Genomic DNA, 19,262 nt, shown 5'->3' with positions numbered 1-19,262 from the left:
TCATTTCTTCCCCTGCACGTGCTGCTCATCATACTGGCCGCTCATCGGGCCCACTACCGACCGTCAAGGTGCGCAAACGCTACTGGCTGACCCTGTGGATCCTTGCAACGCTGGCAGTATTTTTGCCGTTGGACTCTTGGCTTGGGATAACCCGATGCCACTGGGATCCATCGGGTTCTGGGTGATCGCGAAGCTTCGTGCCAGCAACATCTTGACCATGGTGATCGTGGCGCTGTGCCAGTCCATTGCCACCGTCGCTTTCCAAACGGTGACCAACAACCGCATCATCACCCCGTCCATCATGGGTTTTGAAGCCTTATACCGTGTGGTGCAAACCGGGGCGGTCTTTGCCTTGGGCGCCGCCGGAGTCACTTTCTTGACCGGGGTCAGCCAGTTCGTTGTGCAGGTCGCCATCATGGTTGGGCTCTCCGTAGCGTTGTACGGCTGGCTGCTCTCGGGCAAGCTCGGCAATATTCAGATCATGTTGCTCGTAGGCATCATCATCGGCACCGGCTTAGGTTCCATTTCTACCTTCATGCAGCGCCTGCTGACACCGAGCGAATTTGATGTACTCACCGCCCGCCTCTTTGGCTCCATGGCCAACGCGGATATGAGCTATATGCCGGTGGCCATCCCGCTGGTCATTATCGCCGGCGGTTACTTGGTGCTGGCTTCCAAGAAGATGAACATCCTGGCCCTAGGCAAAGAAACCACGATCAATCTAGGGATCAATCATCGCCGCGAGGTGATGAAAACATTGTTCTTTGTTTCCATCTTGATGGCTGTGACCACCGCGTTGGTGGGACCTTTGACCTTCCTTGGATTCCTCGTGGCAACGCTGGCTTATCAATTAGCTGACACCTACGACCACCGCTACATCTACCCCATGTCATTCCTCATCGGCTTTGTGGTTTTGGCCGGCGCCTACTTCATCATGAAAAACCTGTTCTACGCCCAAGGCGTGGTGGGCATCATCATCGAAGCCGTTGGCGGCATTACCTTCTTGATCTTCATCCTGCGAAAGGGACGGCTGTGATTACCCTCAAAGACGTCAGCAAAAAGTACAGCTCCACCGTAGCCATCGGCCCCGTGACGCTCAAGATTCCCACCGGAGGCCTGACCGCGCTGGTCGGTCCCAACGGTGCAGGCAAGTCCACCATGCTCACCATGGTCGGACGTCTACTGGGCATTGATGAAGGAACTATCGAGGTCTCGGGCTACGACGTCACTAAAACCAATTCAAAGGATCTGGCCAAGATCGTGTCGATCCTGCGCCAAGAAAATCACTTTGTCACTCGACTGACTGTTCGACAGTTGGTGGGCTTCGGACGATTCCCACATTCCAAGGGCCGGCTGAATCAGGTGGACGAAGAAATCATTTCGCGGTCCATCGACTTCCTGGACCTTGGTGAGCTGGAAGGGCGCTACCTTGATGAGCTCTCCGGCGGCCAGCGGCAGCGCGCCTACGTTGCCATGGTTCTGGCACAGGACACCGATACTGTTTTGCTTGATGAACCACTGAATAACTTGGACATGAAGCATTCGGTAGTCATGATGCAGCACCTCAAACGTGCTGCGGCAGAACTGAACCGCACCATTGTTATCGTGCTGCACGACATCAACTTCGCCGGGCACTACGCCGACTACATTTGCGCCATGAAACACGGCAAGGTCGTAGAGTTCGGCACCCCGGAGCAGATCATGCAAGATGAAATCCTCACCGAAGTTTTTGAAACCCCGGTGAACGTGATCCCCGGCCCCAACGGACCGCTGGCTGTCTACTACTAAGTCAGAGACACCTGCACTAGACCCACCGTCGCTGGCGCCACGAAATTCGTGGCGCCAGCGACGTCTTTAATAGCGTTTTGCGCACTTCAATATCAAGCGATCGCTGCGGGCACTGAGCCCAGAGGGCTTCGCCTCAACGCCGTGTTAAATTCTTTTCACAGATTTCACGACGGACCCGTAAGCAACACTTCAATCATTTTCATTTTTGGTTCAATCGCTAAAATCTTCGGACTCAACAGGTTTATTTACCTCAACCATCGACTCGGAATCCTCAGAATCCCTACCCCACATAAGCACAATTCAAGCAAATTAAGCATTGCTACATCCCCTTGAATCTTATGTACGTGGACTTCAAATGTGATCCAGATTATGTTCGTTCAGTAGCCGGATGACGCTTATTCCGGACCGAGTGACCGGGAGCAAAGCGGGCACAACGAGACGTAGGAATGACGATGAACATACAAGCCGAATGGATGCGCGGAGGGACCAGCAAGTGCTGGGTCTTCGAATCCGATCATGCGGAGCAGACAGGGATTAGCCTTGATCTTTTGCTCCCAAAGATCTTCGGAAGCCCAGATTCACGACAGATCGACGGTGTCGGCGGAGCCACCTCCACCACCAGCAAAGCCATCATCCTTAGCCCTTCTACCGATGCAGACGTTGATGTTGAATACACCTTCGCTCAGGTCGGTATCGAAGAGGCCACCGTGGACTGGGGCAGCAACTGCGGGAACTGCTCTGCAGTTGTTGGACTTTATGCCATTGAGCAGGGATGGGTCACCCCCGAAGGCGACGTCACCCGGGTTATCACCCGCAATACCAACACCGGACAGATCATCATTCAGCGGGTAGACACCCCCAACGGCGCCCTGCCAATCGTGCCCCAAGCTCAGATGCCGGGTGTCGCTACTCCCGGCTACAAAGTCGGCCTAGGATTCCGTGATCCAGCAGGCAAGACCACCGGCAGTCTGCTACCTACCGGCAATCCGACCGACACCTTAGATATTGAAGGCCAGAGCTGGAGGGTTTCCATGGTGGACGCCGGAGCACCAGTAGTGGTTGTCCGTGCCGAAGATTTGAGCCTAGATATCAATGACTACGAATCGTGGATGAGCGCCGTTGAACTACAGCTTCCCATCCTTGATAAGGTACGTCGCGAAGCTGCGGTACGCATGGGGCTGGCCACAACACCCGAGCAGGCCGCTCGTGCCATTCCAAAGCTAGCCATCGCCGCAGCCCCACAGGTAGAATCCGGCAGTGATATCAACGTCATGATGCTCTCCATGGGAAAGCCGCATCCCGCCTTAGCTATCACCGGAAGTATTGCACTGACCATCGGTGCCCGCACACCCGGCACGGTTTTGCACAGTATTACCGGGGATCCAACCGGCGCCACACTGAGGCTGCGAACTCCCGCGGGAATCATCGAAACCTGGAGTGAAGAGCGAGAAGGCTCATTGCTCGTCGGAGCAGATCGTACCGCCCGCTCTATCGCCAGTAGCACTATCCACCTCCCCGAGTCCCTCGGCAGCGTTGCCGGGACCGACCTAGCAAGCGCCAGTCGCTAAGGAGAGAGACCATGACTAAAACTGAGCTCGACGTTGCGCCAGTGACTGATCGCAATGACGTTGATTTTCACACCGTTGACCCACGCCGCCAAAAGCGTCGCACCCGTCGTAATATCCTGATTGTTGCCGCCGTAGCCGCCGTGGTTGTACTCATTGCACTCCTGGTTGGCCCTTCAATGGCTAACTCCGCGGCACCGGCCGACCCACAGAGCAGCCTAATTTTAGAACAGATCGTCCCACTGGTCGTCCTGGTGCTGATGTTCATCATCGCCACCAAGTGGCCGGTGAATATCGGTGTGATGGGTCTGGTTGCTTCCTTTGGCATCGGCTACTTCATGCTCGGCATGGATGACAAAGAAATCTTGGCGGATTTCCCAGCCAGCATTGTGCTGACCATTATCGGCGTCACCTACTTCTTCTCCATGGCTCAGCACAACGGGACCATTGATGTCATCGTGCAAAATTGTGTGCGCCTGGTCCGTGGCAAAACCATGCTGCTTCCATGGGTATTCTTCTTGGTTGCCGCCGCGCTAACTTCGTTGGGAACCTTCTCCCCGGCAGCCGTGGCGCTGCTGGCCCCAGCTGCGATTGGCTTCGCCTACGAATCGCGCATCCACCCGCTGCTCATGGGCGCCTTCATTATCAACGGTGCGCACGCAGGCGGATTCTCGCCACTGTCGGTTTCCGGTGTTCTGGTCCACGACATCGCCATGGAAAATGGTTTCCCGGTCTCTGCCAACGCACTATTTGTCGCCAGCTTTGCCATCAACCTGATTCTTTCGATTCTCACCGTGATCGTCTTCGCTGCGCTGGGTAAGTTGCGTTCCGGTGAAGGTGTGGCACATACGGATGTTGAAGAGTCACGCAGCACCCGTCCGCACGGACAGCAGATCTACACGCTGGTACTCATTGCTGTGATGCTCTTCTGCGCTTTGGTTTTGCGTCTGCCGATCGGCTTTGTCGCACTGAGTGCAGGTCTGCTCTTGGCCTTGCTGAACATCAAGGATCAGCACAAGTTTGTCGCCGGGATTTCCTGGTCCACCGTTCTTTTGGTGGCCGGCATGATCACCTACGTTTCGCTGCTGACGCACATCGGTGTGATTGATACCTTGGCCCATATGGCTTTGGCTTTGGGTGCACCAATCCTCATCGCTTTGGTGCTGTGCTACGTCATCGGTATTGGTTCGGCCTTTGCCTCATCCACCGCACTGCTGGCCGCTTTCATCCCGCTGGCTGGACCACTGTTGTCGGTGAGCTCGTTGAGTGTTTCGGGCACCGTGGCTGCCATCGCCATCTCGGCCACCGTGGTTGATGTTTCCCCGTTCTCCACCGCTGGCGCGCTGGTAGTGGCCAACGTGAAGGAACAAGACCGTCAGCGCACCTACAAGCAGTTGATGATGTACGCAGGTGCTGTTGTCCTTATCGCTCCGGCATTGGCTTGGGCCCTGCTGGTACCAACCGGCATCATGTAGAACTACGCTTCAAGCATTAAATGGCAGTGGGCGCCGATCCAAAAGGATCGGCGCCCACTGCCATTACTTTTAGCTTAGCGGCGCTTGCCAGTGATGAAGCCCCAAACGATCAATACGATCAGGGAACCACCGATAGCTAGCAGCCAAGTCGAAAGCGACCAGAACTGGCTTACCCCGACACCGAAAATTGCCGAGCCGATCCAACCGCCGAGCAGTGCACCAACTACACCAAGAACCAACGTAGCGATCCAGCCGCCACCCTGGTTTCCTGGCTTGATGGCCTTTGCGATGGCGCCGGCAATGAGTCCAAGGATGATCCAACCAATAATGCCCATTTTTTGTTACTCCCCATGTGTTTTTGGCACGACAAACGTGCCGCTAGTGATTTACTACTTATTACCCGGAGGCCGGCTCAGATGAGCACGGCTTTATCCGAATCCTGTTTTTCTGGTTTCTGGAAACTGAAGGAAACGTGCTTGTGTGCAAAGGGCACACCCAGCACCATTTCAAGGTCAGGGATGACCCGGCCGTTAACCAGCTCTATTCCTCGATTCGCCGGTGCATCGGCGCGCAAGGTGAATCGCGCATAGAGTACGGGCTGCGTGGCGCTGCCACCGATTTGAACATTCGCATCCACAATTTCTGGTTGCGTTTGAGCGGCGGATTCCGCAGCCCTAGCTATTACCGACGTTTCGATCTCGCTGACTCCCTCGTTGCGCGATTCATATCTGAATTCGTGTGCCGCCGGACGGCGTGGAATGGCGGTGATAATCACGGCCAGTGAAAGCACAATGCCCACGATCCCTACAGCCAATCCCAGTGGCAGTAAGTACTGCTGGTCTATCGGCAAACTGTCACCAATCTGCGCTTGACCAAGATCCTTGATCTTGGGAAAACCAAGCAATGCTGCAGCCAGGCCCAAGCCACCAAGGACCAGCAAGGCCAGTCCGAGGATCGCCAGGATGATTCGCTGGCGCACTACATGTGTTGTCCACATTCTTAGTTCCCTCCTCGCTGCTGGACCGAGACTTTAACCTTGGGCGCCTGTTGCAACGGCAGGCCATCAATCACACTTTGCGCCCGCGTTTGCACGTTCTGCCGAACGCGTTCCACCGAGTGCGCCGGAGTCTGAACACTGACGTGCACCCAGGCCGGCGTGGTCTTTACGCTGGCCCGAGTCACCGAGTCGGTTCGTTCAACCGCGGAGCCCACCAAGGTGGAGATGCCCCGGCACGACATTGCTTGTTCCGATTCCGCTCCAGGATCATCGGTGTCCAACAGGATGCTTAGGCGGCGTCCCGGGATCAGCGCGCAAAGCAGCAGCACAAGGCCGAGCACCGCAAGAACTGCCATGACGCTAACTGCCAGGCTGTCATTGAGGCGCATACCGCTGAGCGTATTCAGAACCTGTTCAGCAGGGCCGGTCCATTGGCCACTAACCAATCGCAGGATGCAGGAAAGCGCGAGGAGAATGCTCACGGCCAACAAGGTGATTAACGTGATCATCAAGGCCAGCGTGCGAGCACTGCGCACGTGCCAGAATCTTCTCATCGCAGTCTCCTGTTCCCTGTGTTTTGATCCGGTGAAGACATCCAACTCACCCGAATGTCGGTCTGGACGTTTTCGACGCCCAGATACTTATAAAGATCCTCGGCGATCATGTCCCGCACGTCTTCGCAGGCTTGTTGGACATTGCTCGGATAGCTCAGCCCTAGGTCCAACTCGATGATGACCGCACTTCCGAGCACCTCAGCTTTGGCCTTGGGACGGCTGTCAAAATCTTTGTACTTGCGCAGCCCCAAGATCCCTCCGGCGGCCGAACCAACCAGAGGCACCTTGTAGGCGGCCTGAGCGGCGATTTTTGAATAGACGGCCGTATTCACCGTGGTGTTGCCACGGTTTGAGGACAGCTCTGTCATTTGATTCACCGCCGACGTTTGTTGAACACTTGGCTAAGATCAACCCTGTCCTGCAAGAGCCATCCGACCGCGGCACCGATGATGGCGAAGAATGCCACCACTACAAACTGGGTAAACGAACCGAAGGCAATCAGCAGCCCGGCGAGGGCTCCAATGATCAAACCCCACTTGACGTGTAACATGTTCTGCTCCTTAAGTGCGGACTGTTATTTCAGGCCGTCGCGGGGCTCGGTGTCGTCGTCATCGTCTTCTGGAAGATGTACGTCGGTGACCTCGACGTTCACCTCGATAACTTCCAGGCCGGTGGCGCGCTCAACCTGAGCGATGATGTTTGAGCGGATCTCGTTGGAGACCTCAACGATTGAGAAGCCGTAGGAAACCACGATCGATACGTCGATGGCGGTCTGCTGCTCACCCTTTTCAACGCTCACTCCACCAGCGGAGTTGGCCTGTGCACCAGGGATGCGTTCGGCCAGTGAGTTGAAGGTTCGACGTGCTGCATTGCCCATGGCGTAAACGCCGGAAACCTCGCGGGTGGCGATGCTGGCGATCTTCTGAACAACACGATCTTCAATGGTCGTCTTGCCCAGTTCAGTGTGTAGTGGACCGCGCAGTTCTTCATTGTTCTGCGCTTCATTTGCGGCGTTGGCCTTTGCTTGACGCTCCAGCTCTTCGCCGGTTGGCTTGATGATCGGGCTTTGTGAATCGCGTTGCACCATGATGGTCTCCTCATTCATTGAACGGATATTTTGTGCCTTACACTCGTACAGACGAGAGCTATACAGAAATCCTCACACGTTTTGCACGTGACTTAGATCACATTAGGAGGAGTCTTTGGACCCGACCCGACTGGCTCTTCTTGTTGGTCGCTCCATGGAAAGCGATCCTGAGGCTTTCGGCGAGCTGGTCTCCGGCATGACTCCCGGGCTACGTCAGTACTGCAAGACGTTTTTTAGCAGTTGGCATGACGCCGAAGACGCAGCACAGGATACATGGATCCGCGCCTGGCAGTCTTTGGACTCACTTCGCGAACGCGCTGCATTCAAAACGTGGCTCTATCGTTTGGCTCGAAATATCTGCCTGGATCGAATCCGCCAACGGGCGAACGATCAACAACCTGTAGATGGCGAAGCACTAGAGCGAACCCCGGTTGCCGAACGCGAATTACCTGAAAATATTGCCGTACAACGTGGGGAAATCGCCGATGCGTGGGAGATTATTAATTCGTTGCCCTCAGCACTACGCCAGACCTTCGTCTTGGTGGCGCTCCAAGAAATGAGTTACAAAGAAGCCGCGCTAGTAACCAACGTTTCAGAATCAACTGTGCGAGGTCGACTTGCACGGGCACGCAATGCAATCAGCGAGGCGGTGTCATGACTACCCTTCCCTGCGGACGATCCACCCAAGACGTCCTACTGAACCTCGATGAGCCAGCCGATCTGCACGAGTTGCAGTGCCGCTGGTGCCATGCCGAGCGCCAGCGACTCAAAGATCAGAATGGGTTCATCACCCAGCTACTGCAAACTTCTATGCCCGAGCATCAATCCGAGGCCTTTTCTCAAGGCATCTTGGGCAAGATTGCAGGCTTTGTGCCGCGTCAACGCGTGTGGGATGTGCAGGATTCTGCGACGGGTCAGCCGCAACGGATGTCCTCGTTGGACCTGATCAAAGCCATCAGAGCGGTGTTTGCCAGTTCAACCACGGCTCAGTTGAATTTCACGGAATTTAAGGCCACCGATACCGCGATCCCGCACCTCGCGTGGAAGGCGCAATGCCATGTGAGCATGGCCGAGGACAGCTCGGTTCAGGTGATCGAACAGCAGGTACTGGACTACGTTTCTCAAGCGATCAGTCCGCTGATTTCTTGGAATGAATTAGTCGTTGATCTGGTGATCGAGGACCTTCACGGTCACGCCATCGAATCCATCACACTGCGCGGAGAAAGCTAGTCCGCGTACTAGCAGTTGTGTTTGTTCGGTTTTCGGGTGGGGTCATTAACAATGACCTCACTCTAAAGACGGGTGGTTTGGCGGTTCAGCAGGTAGATCAAATACACGCCACCAAACACGACGGTCACCACACCAACGGGCAGCTGTACCGGAGCAAAAAGACGCTGCGCCAGAAGATCACTGCTGGCTAGCAGTAACGCGCCGACAAGGGCGGTGGGTAGTAATTGCAGTCCGTTAGCTCCGGCTAAACGCCGAGCAATCTGCGGGGCCACCAATGCCACAAAGGCAATGGGTCCTGCCAACGAGGTGACTGCGGCGACCAGAAGGACTGCCAGCACCACCAAGAATAATTTGGTGCGCTCCACCCGCATGCCAAGCGCCCGACACAGGTCATCACCCAATTGCAGCATCTGTAACCGCGATGAACTGGCCAGCAAAGCGATTGAAACGAGCACCAGTAGGATGCTTGTGGGAATCACCGATTGCCACGTCAGCCCGTTCAGGCTTCCTGCACCCCAGACCGCGGCGGCCATGGCCACATCAAGTTCGGCCCGCAGCACCATGAAGTGATTAAACGAGGCCAGCACCGAGGAAATACCGATGCCCACGAGGATGAGGCGAAAGCCAGCGGTTCCATTGCGCCAAGCCAGCGCATAGACCAGCACCGCAGTGAGCAAACCGCCCAGCAACGCTCCAATGCTGGTGGCCACAAAGCCACCACCAAGCACGGTTAATGCCACCAGCGCACCGGTGTAGGCACCGGTGGAAAAGCCGATAATGTCCGGGGATCCCAAGGGGTTTCTGGTCAGCGACTGGAAGACCGCACCAGAAAGTGCCAGCGCCGCGCCAAAGAGTAAAGCTGCCATGGCTCGTGGCATCCGCCATTGCCAGATCACCATGTTTTCAATGCCTTCTCCGCCGCCAAAGAGCACCCGAAGAACTTTCCAGGGGCTCATCTGATACTCACCTCCGGAGATGGCAAGGACGGTGACCAGCAGGCAGAGCACCACCAAGATCAGCAGCGCACTAGGTGCGCGTAGTTTGGAACGCAGACTCATAGTGCCACCGCCTTTCGTCCGCGGGCGATCATGATCAGCAATGGTGCACCAAGGAAGGCTGCGACCACACCGGCTTGCAACTCACCGGGCAGAACAACACGTCCCAGCATGTCAGCGCACAGCAAAAGCATCGGCGCTAACAACGCAGTGAAAGCGATAATCCACCCGGTATTTGCCCCGGCCAAGCGACGGGCAGCGTGCGGAGCCATCAAGCCAATAAATCCGATGACGCCAACCGCTGCGGTTGAGGCACCGGCCAGAACGGTAATTGCCAGCAAAACCAACACGCGAGTGCGTCCAACATTGGTCCCTAAAGACCGCGCGCTGTCTTCACCCAGAGCCAAGGAATCAAGGGAGCGAGCACTGCTGCCCGCCAGCACTAGTCCCACGACAAGGCAACCAGCCAAGGTGAGAATAATCGAAGGGTCCCTGCCCTGCAGCGAGCCGATAGTCCACGCTCGCAGCTGATCAAAAGCTTGAGGCTTGACCAAGGATAGGGCCGTTCCGACACCGGTGAGCACCGACCCGATAGCTACGCCGGAGAGTACCAGCCGGACCGGATCGCTGGACCCAGGCCGAGGCATTCCCACCACATAAACTACGGCCGTGGTCAGCAGTGCTCCAATAAAGGCAAAAAATACATATCCGCTGAAGCTTTGGATTCCCAAGAATCCGACGGAAATCACGATGGCCAGCGATGCCCCTGCGTTCACGCCCAGAATTCCGGGTTCAGCCAAAGGATTTCGTGTCAGACTTTGCGCCAGGACGCCAGAGACCCCGAGGCCCAATCCGGCCAACAAGGCCAGAACCGCGCGCGGTAATCGCGACTCAACCACAATGCTTCGTTCCACTGTGGGTTCGGAATCAAGCAGAGCGTGAATGACGCTTCCCAAAGGCAACGAACGAGATCCAATGGCCAACGACGCCACAACCAAGAGCAGCAATATCGCCGCGAGCGCACAGAGTAGGACCACTTGTCGACTCATGCTGTTGGTGCTGGGCACAGGTTTGGTGGGCCTGGTGAGATTAGCGCTAATGACCGGCGCCCTTCGTCAGATGTACTGCAGGGAACGAGATTACTTTACCGTGCGCAAGGAAAGTTTAGCGTCATAACCTTTGGGTAGGCTTAGTAAAATAAGGTATATTTGTGATGTGAATTTATCGAAGATGGGCACCGCATGGCGCCGCGCCCTAATCTCAGCCACCGCCGTAGCGCTGGTTGGCCTGACCGCCGGCTGTGGCGCGTCCACCACTACCGACACCAACTCGGGCAATAAAGATGTTGCGATTGGCGGCGCACATTTCACCACCGCGGATGGGGAGACTGCAAAGTTCGGCTCCGACGCCGAAGCTGGCCAGTTCCCTCGCACCATCACCCACGCCAACGGCACCACAACCTTGGACTCAAAGCCAAAGCGCGTTGTGGTTCTTGATACTGGTGAACTCGATGAGGTGATCTCCCTGGGCATCACCCCGGTAGGCATTCCGTCCACCGAAGGTTCCAGCCCAATCCCGAGCTACCTTGCCGACAAGGTTAAGGACGCCAAGACCGTTGGCACCATCCAGGAACTCAACCTCGAGTCCATCGCAGCATTAAAGCCAGACCTGATTCTAGGTTCGCAGCTGCGCGCGGATAAGCTCTACGCTCAGCTCAACGAGATCGCACCAACCGTCTTCTCCATTCGTCCAGGTTTTCCTTGGAAGGAAAACTTCCTGCTAGCCGGTGAGGCACTGGGCGAAGAGACCCAGGCTGTGGACGTACTGAACAAGTATCAGGACAAAGCTTCCGCCCTAGGCAACGACGTCAAGGGCGACCCAGAGATTTCCTTGCTGCGCTTCATGCCAGAAAAGATTCGTCTCTACGCCAACAAGTCACTGATTGGTGTCATCCTCAAGGATGCTGGCCTGAAGCGTCCAGGGAACCAAAGCATCGAAGACCTAGCGGCTGAAATTTCCGCTGAAAATCTCACCGAGGCAGACTCGGACTGGATCTTCTACACTTCCTACGGAACCCCTGAAGCCACCGGTGAAAAGGCCGCGATTGAAGGTCCACTGTGGAAGAAGCTCAAGGCTGTTCAAAACGATCAAGCGGTGCGCGTGAATGACGACGTTTGGTTCCTAGGCCTAGGCCCAACTGGCGCATCCCTGGTCCTTGATGATCTGCGCACCAACTTGGTGAAGTAACTATTCCTCACCCCGTCTCAACGCACTGCAACCGCGAAGCTTTTGCTCAGCCCGAGCATAGAAAGCTTGGGTAACGTAGTAAGTACCTCATTGAAGGTGCGAGTGATGATCGTTGAAATCCCCGTCGGCTTAGCCGACGGGGATTTCACTTAACTTCTTGTCCTGAGATCTAAGCCGACATCTAACTCAGCTTTCCAGCCAACTCACTTCGCCGGTCTGCAGATCATAAACGGCGCTAACCACGCGGGTACGCTTCTCTTGCACTGCCTTGCGAATAATGACCGAGCGTTCCACCAGCTGCTGCGCAACGGCTATCGCATTAGCTTTGACCACCTTGTTCACTGCATCAGCATCTGATCCTGAAACATTTTCCTTGCGGGCCACTGGCGCAATTTGCTCCGCGAAGTCATCCATCTCTCCGGGCAGTTCAGGGTTATCGGCATTCTTTTCCATGGCTTGAAGAGTTCCGGTCACCGCGCCGCAGGCCGTATGTCCGAGAATCACCAACAGGGGAACCGAGTAAGGTTCGGAGACGGCAAACTCCATGCTGCCCACCAAGGTGTCATCAAGGACTGCGCCTGCGGTTCTGGTGACAAAGAGGTCACCGATTCCTTGATCAAAAAGCAGCTCCGGGGTAACGCGCGAGTCGACGCACCCGTGGATCAGGGCGAAAGGGCTTTGATGCTCGGCCTGCTCGTCGCGCCGTTCTTCATCTTGGTTGGGGTGCTGAAGCTCGTTCGAAAGATAGCGCTGATTGCCTTCCTTCAGCGCTTTGAGTACCTCGTCCGGTGTCTTGGGTGTTTCAGCATGAGCGACAGGAGCGGTTTCGGTAGCCTCTGGTGTCGAGCAGGCGTTCAGAGAGGCCAGTGCGATCAGTCCGGTGGCGCCAGCTAAGAGCTTTCGCCGGCTAGTTACATGGGCAGTGACGACGGTGTCAGTGGGTCGTGGCATAGTGCTTTCCGGTCGTATTTCGTGGGCACCTGAATGTCATTAACTCAGATTTCAATGTAAATACCATCATGAAGCCTACCGTTATGCATTTGATTCATAAACGATTTTCCAAATATTTCGCGCTTGTCAGAACCTCGCCAGAATCGGCCTCTTGAGCTAAAAGTGATTGACACCACACCGGTTCTCGGATTGGATAGACACTGTCAATCGATTGATTGGGAACACAAGGTGGTGTCCATGGAATTGGGTCAAATCCAGCAGGCTGCAGTCTCCTGTTTTGCGCAGCGCGGATTCGCCGCGACCGGTATCCGAGAACTCGGAACTGCCTTGAATCTGAACTCTGCCACCCTCTATCACTATGTCGGGGGCAAAGAAGAACTCCTCGTTGGCATCATCAACAATTGTCTGACCTCCATGATCAAAGGAGCCGGGCAGGCCATCGCCGACAGCACCGATCCAGTACGTCAGTTGGCCCTGCTTGTTGCCTTCCACGTAGGCTTCACCGCCACTAATCCAAAACCTCCCGCGTCGCAGAACACGAAATGCGCGCCCTGTCCGCCGAGCACGCCGAAGACATGCAGGCGCTCCGCGATGACTACGAGCAGCTCTTTGCATCCATCCTGGCCACCGGCACAACTCAAGGCCTGTTCAACACCGTGGACCTGGGCATCGCCCGACTAGCCATGATGGAAATGGGCACCGGAGCATCCCACTGGTATCGCCGCGATGGACGGCTGTCATTGCCCGAAGTGCAACTAAATTTTGTCTCCCTCGCCATGCGAATGCTCGCCGTCACCGACGAATTCCCGTTGGCCATCAAAGAACTCCCTGCCCCGCTGGTTATTGCCAGCGAACCCGAGCCCAAGGACTGAAAAGTGAAGACGCTTCGTTCCCAACCGGATCCCGCAGCATTTGCGAGCCATACTCAAACCAACGCCACCCTGCTGGCGGACCTGCATCAACGCCTCGAACGCGCTGGTCGCGGTGGCTCGCAAAAGTCTCGGGAACGCCATGTAGCACGCGGTAAGCTACTGCCCCGCGAGCGTGTGGACCAACTACTCGATGACGGTTCACCGTTTTGGAAATTGCTCCACTGGCCGCCGAAGGCATGTATGGCGGCGCCTGCCCCGGCGCCGGAATGATCGCTGGCGTCGGTTTGGTTCACGGTCGACACGTGCTGATCATTGCCAATGACGCCACCGTCAAGGGTGGCACCTACTTCCCGATGACGGTAAAGAAGCACCTGCGCGCACAAGAGATCGCATTAGAAAACCGACTGCCTTGCATCTACTTGGTGGATTCCGGCGGCGCATTTTTGCCGATGCAAGATGAGGTCTTCCCGGACCGCGATCACTTCGGCCGGATTTTTACAACCAAGCGCAGCTTTCCGCCAAGAAGGTCCCACAGCTGGCCGCGGTCCTCGGATCCTGCACCGCCGGCGGCGCCTACGTTCCGGCGATGAGCGACGAGACGGTCATCGTACGCAACCAAGGCACCATCTTCCTTGGCGGTCCACCACTGGTGAAGGCTGCCATCGGTGAGATTGTCACCGCAGAGGAATTAGGTGGCGGAGACTTGCACGCCAAAACCTCCGGGGTGGTGGATCATCTGGCCGAAAACGATGAGCATGCGCTGATGATCATCCGCGACATCGTTTCCACCCTGCCGCTCAACCCCACCCCGGCATGGAACATTGCCGAGCAGGTAACGGAACCGCTCTATCCAGGCACCGAACTATCCGGCGTTGTTCCGGTAGACGTAAACGCACCCTATGACGTGCACGAAGTCATCGCCCGAATTGTGGACGGCAGTAAATTCCATGAGTTCAAAGCCGACTACGGCACCACCCTGGTCACCGGATTTGCGCATATCCACGGCCACCAAGTCGGGATCATTGCGAACAACGGGGTACTCTTCTCCGAATCGGCCATGAAGGGTGCCCACTTCATCGAGCTCTGCGACCAGCGCGGCATCCCGCTGATCTTCCTGCAGAATCTCGCCGGGTTTATGGTGGGCCGCGACTATGAGGCGGACGGCATCGCCAAGCATGGAGCCAAGATGGTCACCGCGGTAGCAACCGCCCGGGTCCCCAAGTTGACCGTTATCATCGGCGGATCCTTTGGCGCAGGCAACTATTCAATGTGTGGACGGGCCTACTCCCCACGCTTCTTGTGGATGTGGCCCAATGCGCGCATCTCGGTGATGGGCGGCAACCAAGCCTCCTCGGTACTGGCCACGGTTAAGCGTGACGGGATCGAAGCCGGTGGTGGCTCCTGGAGCAGCGACGAAGAAGAGGACTTCAAAGCCCCCATCCGCGAGCAATACGAAACTCAAGGAAACCCGTACTATTCCACCGCGCGTTTATGGGATGACGGAGTCATTGACCCAGCCGATACCCGCCGGGTGCTTGGCCTTGCCTTAGATGTTTGCGCCCGAACCGAATTACCAGAGACCAGCTTCGGTCTCTTCAGGATGTAGGCCCAAGAGATCACCATGAACAGCAAACTTTTTGATACGGTCCTGGTCGCCAACCGCGGAGAAATCGCGGTGCGCATTATTCGCACCCTGCGAGCGCTGGGCATCCGTTCCGTTGCGGTCTACTCCGACGCTGATGCTCAAGCATTACACGTTACCCAAGCCGATACCGCGGTCCGTCTTGGCGGTGCTCCCGCCAATGAGAGCTACCTAAACATCAACGCGGTCATTGATGCCTGCAAGACCAGCGGGGCCCAAGCGGTGCACCCAGGTTATGGTTTCCTTTCCGAGAATGTGGAATTCGCCCGCGCCTTAGAAGCTGCCGGGATCACCTTCATTGGTCCACCGGTGGACTCCATCAATCTCATGGGTGACAAGATCCGTTCCAAAACCACGTGCAGTCCCATCAGGTTCCGGTGGTTCCGGGCATTGCAGAACCGGGCTTGAGCGATGAACAGCTCCTGGCGGCGGCCTCCGATGTAGGTTTCCCGCTCTTGATCAAGCCTTCGGCCGGCGGCGGTGGCAAGGGTATGTTCGCTGTGGAATCCGTAGATCAGCTCCCCGAAGCTCTATCCAGCGCTCGGCGCACCGCGCTGAACGCCTTTGGCGATGACACCTTGTTCTTGGAACGCTTGGTGCGCAATCCCCGGCATATCGAGGTACAGATTCTGGCTGATTCGCACGGCAACACCGTGCACCTCGGCGAGCGCGAATGCTCGCTACAGCGCAGACATCAGAAGGTCATCGAGGAAGCGCCTGCCCCGCTGTTCGAAAATCTGGAGCACGGCGCACAAATCCGTGAACGCATCGGAGCATCCGCCGTAGCTGCCGCGCAGTCGGTCGGATACGTGGGCGCTGGAACCGTGGAGTTCTTGGTCAGCGACGAAAATCCGGACGAGTTCTTCTTCATGGAAATGAATACCCGTTTGCAGGTGGAGCATCCGGTCACCGAAGAAGTGGTGCGGGTTAACGGAGAAAAACTGGATCTGGTGGATTGGCAGGTGCGCATCGCAGCCGGTCAAACACTGAACTTCACTCAGGAACAGGTATTGCTCGTTGGCCACGCAATCGAGGCACGCCTGTACGCAGAAGACCCATCGGCCGGTTTCCTGCCCTCGGTCGGAACCGTGCTGAAGGTTCGAGAACCGGTCAACGTGCGTGTAGATAGTTCCCTGCGCGAAGGGCTAGAAATCAGTGCCCACTATGATCCGATGCTGGCCAAGTTGATCGCTTGGGGTCAGGATCGAACCGAGGCGTTGACCAAGCTGGACCGCGCTCTGGCGGACACCGTTGTACTGGGCGTACTGACCAACAACGAATATTTGCGCCTGCTGTTGGCCGATGAACAGGTGGCCGCCGGACAGTTGGATACTAATCTCATTGCGCGCAAGATGGATCAGTTCACCTTCCGCACTATCGGTCCCAGCGAATTGGCGCTGGCTGCTCAGCTGGAATATCAGCAAGTACCTACACTGCGCACCCCGTGGGGCGCCCGCGATGGCTGGCGGGCCGGGGTGCACCGCCCGATCATCATGCACTTCGAAGTTGGTGATACTCACGTCCAAACGTCACTGCCGGTTGGAGCCGAGCCCACAAGCATCGAACATGCTTTTGCCCCCGATGGCACCCTGTGGCTCAGCGATCAGGGATGGAGCGCTGCCTTTCGCAAACTGTCACGTGAAGAAGTACTCGAACGCCAGTTGGCCAGCCTGGCCAAAGAATCGGGCACCTACTCCCCCGATGTACAGACTCCAATGCCGGGCACCGTCATCTCTGTGCAAGTCAGCGACGGTCAACAGGTAAGCGCTGGCCAGGTGCTGGCCATTGTGGAAGCGATGAAGATGGAGCACCAGCTGCTGGCTCCGGTTGACGGAATTGTTCACATCTCGGCGCTACAGGCAGGAGATCTGGTCAAGGCCAAACAGGTGATCGCCACCGTGGAACCAATCCTAGAAACTGAACAGGAGCACCGAGCATGAGCCAGCAACGATTTGAACAGCGCGGCCTGTATTTTGATGAACTGGTGCTGGGAGCCAGCTACGTTCACAAGCCCGGTCGCACCCTGAGCGAGGCGGATAACATCGCCTTCACCACCATGACCATGAACAATCAGGGCTTACATCTGGATGCCGCGTGGGCCGCCACCCAACCATTCGGCAGGCCGCTGATTAATTCACTGTTGACGCTGAGCACCATGATTGGTCAATCGGTGGCGCAGCTGACCGAAGGCACCATCATTGGCCAGCTGGGCATCAACGACGTGCGCTTCCCTCACCCGATGTTCCACGGCGATACCCTGTACACCGAAACCGAGATCACCGAATTGCGCCCCTCCAAATCTCGACCCGGCCAAGGCTTAGCCTCGATGACGCATACCGGACGCAACCAGCACGGCGAGATTGTCGCCACCGCCACCCGCACCTGTTTGATGTGGACCCAACAGGCGCACCAAGAATCGTTGAAGGCAGAGTCCGATGACTAGTTTCCAGATGGGTCCGGCTATTCTCTTCTGCCCTGCGGACCGGCCGGAGCGTTTTACCAAGGCCGCGGATCGGGCCGATGCGGTAATCATTGATTTAGAAGATGCTGTGGCCCATGAAAATAAGGACGCAGCCCGCACTGCACTGGTGGAAAGCAGCCTAGATCCGGCGCGCACCATTGTGCGAGTGAACCCCGTAGACACCGAACACTTCGCCCGCGACCTTGAAGCGGTACGGCGTACCAACTACACCACGCTCATGTTGCCCAAGGCGCAGTCGGCCGCGGAACCTGCCCAGCTAGCTGGCTACGACGTGGTGGCGCTGTGTGAAACCGCGGCCGGCATCGCCAACGTGGCGCAGATTGCGGCAGCCTCGAATGTGGTGGCCTTGATGTGGGGTGCCGAAGATCTGATTGCCTCGCTGGGCGGGACCTCATCGCGCCATAACGATGGCAGCTACCGCCAGGTCGCCAGCTTTGCCCGTTCCCAGGTGCTTATCCATGCGGTAGCCAACGGAAAGGCTGCCATCGACTCTGTGTATCTGAACATCCCAGACGCCGAAGGATTGTTCCTCGAATCTCAGGATGCCAAGGCCTCTGGCTTCGCGGCCAAAGCCTCCATCCATCCCAACCAGATGCAGATTATCCGTCAGGCCTACGCGCCAACGGCAGCCGAAGTGGCCTTGGCCGAACGCATCCTCGCCGAGGCCAAAACCCATCCGGGCGTTTTCTCTTTGGACGGGAAAATGGTGGATGAACCCTTGCTGCGTCAGGCTCGGGCTACCCTCGCCAGCGCCGCGAAGCTGGGCTAACTGCTTGACCGGGCAGTTGTGCCAGCTAACGGCCTTCGTCGAAGAACATATAACAATGTCAGCAAACAGCCCGAACCAATAGTTGCCAGTCCCCACGGATCACTGAGGTTTCTACCCAAGATCCAAGCCCATCCGCGGACCTCGCCTATCGAATTTCGCGCAAAGGCTGAAGCAATCAGCAAATAGACGACTGGAACAAGCCCAGCAAATCGGTTGATACCGAGGGCTCTTGCACTCGACCAAAGTACCAAGAGCCCAAGCACGTCCCTGACCATCAGCCAAGCAGCAGCATTGTCATGCACCACGATGCCAGTGAGATGAGAAACGGCGCAGACCAGCGCAACCAATCCCGCGGCCATCAGCATTGAATGAGCCACCACGTTTCGCACTGAGGCTTCTGTCCAATACAGTTCAGCGGATTGAAGCATTGCTCCCGTCAATACCACCAGAATCACGCTGGGGACAACGGGCGCTGGCATCGTCGAAGGGCCAATAAGCGAACTCAAGAATGGAATTGGTAGGTTGATATTTCCTGCCATTGTTCCCAGAATGCTCGCGATAGCGGCGCCAATCATTGCCACCCGATAGTGTCGAGCCTTCATTGCCCA

General features: G+C 56.7%; 19 protein-coding genes and 4 pseudogenes. 13 read left to right on the top strand and 10 right to left on the bottom strand.

The annotated features are described in order from the left end of the window. Window positions 1-2: 2 nt before the first annotated feature. The 4 genes and pseudogenes from N6V40_RS03870 to N6V40_RS03855 all read left to right on the top strand — a co-directional run bounded on the left by N6V40_RS03870 (window position 3) and on the right by N6V40_RS03855 (window position 4,828). A pseudogene (locus N6V40_RS03870) lies at window positions 3-1,036 on the top strand (iron chelate uptake ABC transporter family permease subunit). Beyond that, entirely contained in the window at window positions 1,033-1,788 is a 756-nt protein-coding gene (locus N6V40_RS03865) for an iron ABC transporter ATP-binding protein (RefSeq protein WP_262199080.1), read from the top strand. The pseudogene N6V40_RS03870 and the gene N6V40_RS03865 overlap by 4 nt, the downstream one beginning before the upstream one ends. Window positions 1,789-2,240: 452 nt before the next feature. Continuing rightward, window positions 2,241-3,356, top strand: a complete 1,116-nt coding sequence (locus tag N6V40_RS03860; RefSeq protein ID WP_262199079.1) for a PrpF domain-containing protein — start codon at window positions 2,241-2,243, stop codon at window positions 3,354-3,356. An 11-nt stretch (window positions 3,357-3,367) separates the two neighbouring features. Continuing rightward, complete coding sequence (locus tag N6V40_RS03855) at window positions 3,368-4,828, top strand: SLC13 family permease (RefSeq protein WP_262199078.1); 1,461 nt, start codon at window positions 3,368-3,370, stop codon at window positions 4,826-4,828. A gap of 74 nt (window positions 4,829-4,902) precedes the next feature. Here the strand turns inward: N6V40_RS03855 and N6V40_RS03850 are convergent, their stop codons facing one another. From N6V40_RS03850 to N6V40_RS03825, 6 genes are all read right to left on the bottom strand, one after another. Next, on the bottom strand, window positions 4,903-5,163 hold the full coding sequence (locus N6V40_RS03850; protein WP_262199077.1) for a GlsB/YeaQ/YmgE family stress response membrane protein: 261 nt from the start codon (window positions 5,161-5,163) through the stop codon (window positions 4,903-4,905). Window positions 5,164-5,240: 77 nt separating this feature from the next. Beyond that, the gene (locus N6V40_RS03845; protein ID WP_262199076.1) at window positions 5,241-5,825 is read right to left on the bottom strand and encodes a hypothetical protein; all 585 of its coding nucleotides are present in this window, start codon (window positions 5,823-5,825) and stop codon (window positions 5,241-5,243) included. Window positions 5,826-5,827: 2 nt separating this feature from the next. Next, window positions 5,828-6,379 carry a DUF6286 domain-containing protein gene (locus N6V40_RS03840; RefSeq protein WP_262199075.1) on the bottom strand — a complete coding sequence of 184 codons (552 nt, stop codon included), beginning with the start codon at window positions 6,377-6,379 and terminating at the stop codon, window positions 5,828-5,830. Beyond that, entirely contained in the window at window positions 6,376-6,747 is a 372-nt protein-coding gene (locus tag N6V40_RS03835; protein ID WP_262199074.1) for an Asp23/Gls24 family envelope stress response protein, read from the bottom strand. The genes N6V40_RS03840 and N6V40_RS03835 overlap by 4 nt, the downstream gene beginning before the upstream one ends. 5 nt (window positions 6,748-6,752) lie before the next feature. Continuing rightward, complete coding sequence (locus N6V40_RS03830; RefSeq protein WP_165477316.1) at window positions 6,753-6,929, bottom strand: hypothetical protein; 177 nt, start codon at window positions 6,927-6,929, stop codon at window positions 6,753-6,755. A 24-nt stretch (window positions 6,930-6,953) separates the two neighbouring features. Then, on the bottom strand, window positions 6,954-7,466 hold the full coding sequence (locus tag N6V40_RS03825) for an Asp23/Gls24 family envelope stress response protein (RefSeq protein ID WP_131089856.1): 513 nt from the start codon (window positions 7,464-7,466) through the stop codon (window positions 6,954-6,956). A gap of 115 nt (window positions 7,467-7,581) precedes the next feature. Here N6V40_RS03825 and N6V40_RS03820 point away from each other — a divergent pair, with 115 nt between their 5' ends. Both N6V40_RS03820 and N6V40_RS03815 read left to right on the top strand, forming a co-directional pair. After that, entirely contained in the window at window positions 7,582-8,124 is a 543-nt protein-coding gene (locus N6V40_RS03820) for an RNA polymerase sigma factor (RefSeq protein WP_262199073.1), read from the top strand. Continuing rightward, on the top strand, window positions 8,121-8,696 hold the full coding sequence (locus N6V40_RS03815) for a hypothetical protein (protein WP_262199072.1): 576 nt from the start codon (window positions 8,121-8,123) through the stop codon (window positions 8,694-8,696). Before N6V40_RS03820 ends, N6V40_RS03815 begins: the two co-directional genes overlap by 4 nt. 62 nt (window positions 8,697-8,758) lie before the next feature. Here N6V40_RS03815 and N6V40_RS03810 read toward each other — a convergent pair whose 3' ends face one another. Together N6V40_RS03810 and N6V40_RS03805 are read right to left on the bottom strand one after the other, a co-directional pair. After that, window positions 8,759-9,754, bottom strand: coding sequence for a FecCD family ABC transporter permease (locus tag N6V40_RS03810; protein ID WP_262199071.1), 996 nt, complete (start codon window positions 9,752-9,754; stop codon window positions 8,759-8,761). Beyond that, window positions 9,751-10,740 (bottom strand): FecCD family ABC transporter permease, encoded by a 990-nt coding sequence (locus N6V40_RS03805; protein ID WP_262199070.1) that lies wholly within the window; start codon window positions 10,738-10,740, stop codon window positions 9,751-9,753. Before N6V40_RS03805 ends, N6V40_RS03810 begins: the two co-directional genes overlap by 4 nt. Window positions 10,741-10,906: 166 nt before the next feature. On the opposite strand from N6V40_RS03805, the gene N6V40_RS03800 reads away from it, so the two are divergent. Further along, entirely contained in the window at window positions 10,907-11,938 is a 1,032-nt protein-coding gene (locus N6V40_RS03800) for an ABC transporter substrate-binding protein (protein WP_396268318.1), read from the top strand. Window positions 11,939-12,124: 186 nt separating this feature from the next. Here N6V40_RS03800 and N6V40_RS03795 read toward each other — a convergent pair whose 3' ends face one another. After that, entirely contained in the window at window positions 12,125-12,889 is a 765-nt protein-coding gene (locus N6V40_RS03795) for a carbonic anhydrase (protein ID WP_262199069.1), read from the bottom strand. Between the two features lie 237 nt (window positions 12,890-13,126). Here N6V40_RS03795 and N6V40_RS03790 point away from each other — a divergent pair. The 6 genes and pseudogenes from N6V40_RS03790 to N6V40_RS03765 all read left to right on the top strand — a co-directional run. Further along, a pseudogene (locus N6V40_RS03790) lies at window positions 13,127-13,213 on the top strand (TetR/AcrR family transcriptional regulator); the annotation flags it as partial. A 218-nt stretch (window positions 13,214-13,431) separates the two neighbouring features. Beyond that, window positions 13,432-13,761 carry a TetR-type transcription factor C-terminal domain-containing protein gene (locus N6V40_RS03785; protein WP_262199068.1) on the top strand — a complete coding sequence of 110 codons (330 nt, stop codon included), beginning with the start codon at window positions 13,432-13,434 and terminating at the stop codon, window positions 13,759-13,761. A 69-nt stretch (window positions 13,762-13,830) separates the two neighbouring features. Next, window positions 13,831-15,367: pseudogene (locus N6V40_RS03780) on the top strand (carboxyl transferase domain-containing protein). Window positions 15,368-15,382: 15 nt separating this feature from the next. Next, window positions 15,383-17,343: pseudogene (locus N6V40_RS03775) on the top strand (acetyl/propionyl/methylcrotonyl-CoA carboxylase subunit alpha). Beyond that, window positions 17,340-17,846: a MaoC family dehydratase gene (locus tag N6V40_RS03770; protein WP_131089469.1), complete on the top strand. Its 507-nt coding sequence runs from the start codon at window positions 17,340-17,342 to the stop codon at window positions 17,844-17,846. The pseudogene N6V40_RS03775 and the gene N6V40_RS03770 overlap by 4 nt, the downstream one beginning before the upstream one ends. Next, on the top strand, window positions 17,839-18,654 hold the full coding sequence (locus N6V40_RS03765; protein ID WP_262199067.1) for an HpcH/HpaI aldolase/citrate lyase family protein: 816 nt from the start codon (window positions 17,839-17,841) through the stop codon (window positions 18,652-18,654). The genes N6V40_RS03770 and N6V40_RS03765 overlap by 8 nt, the downstream gene beginning before the upstream one ends. On the opposite strand, the gene N6V40_RS03760 is transcribed toward N6V40_RS03765, so the two are convergent. Beyond that, complete coding sequence (locus N6V40_RS03760; RefSeq protein ID WP_165477318.1) at window positions 18,651-19,256, bottom strand: hypothetical protein; 606 nt, start codon at window positions 19,254-19,256, stop codon at window positions 18,651-18,653. The genes N6V40_RS03765 and N6V40_RS03760 overlap by 4 nt on opposite strands. Window positions 19,257-19,262: the final 6 nt, after the last annotated feature.

This window comes from Glutamicibacter sp. M10 (genome assembly GCF_025452055.1).
GTDB lineage: Bacteria > Actinomycetota > Actinomycetes > Actinomycetales > Micrococcaceae > Glutamicibacter.
Note: the sequence above shows the minus strand (reverse complement) of the source record. Positions and strands in the feature narration are given on the sequence as shown.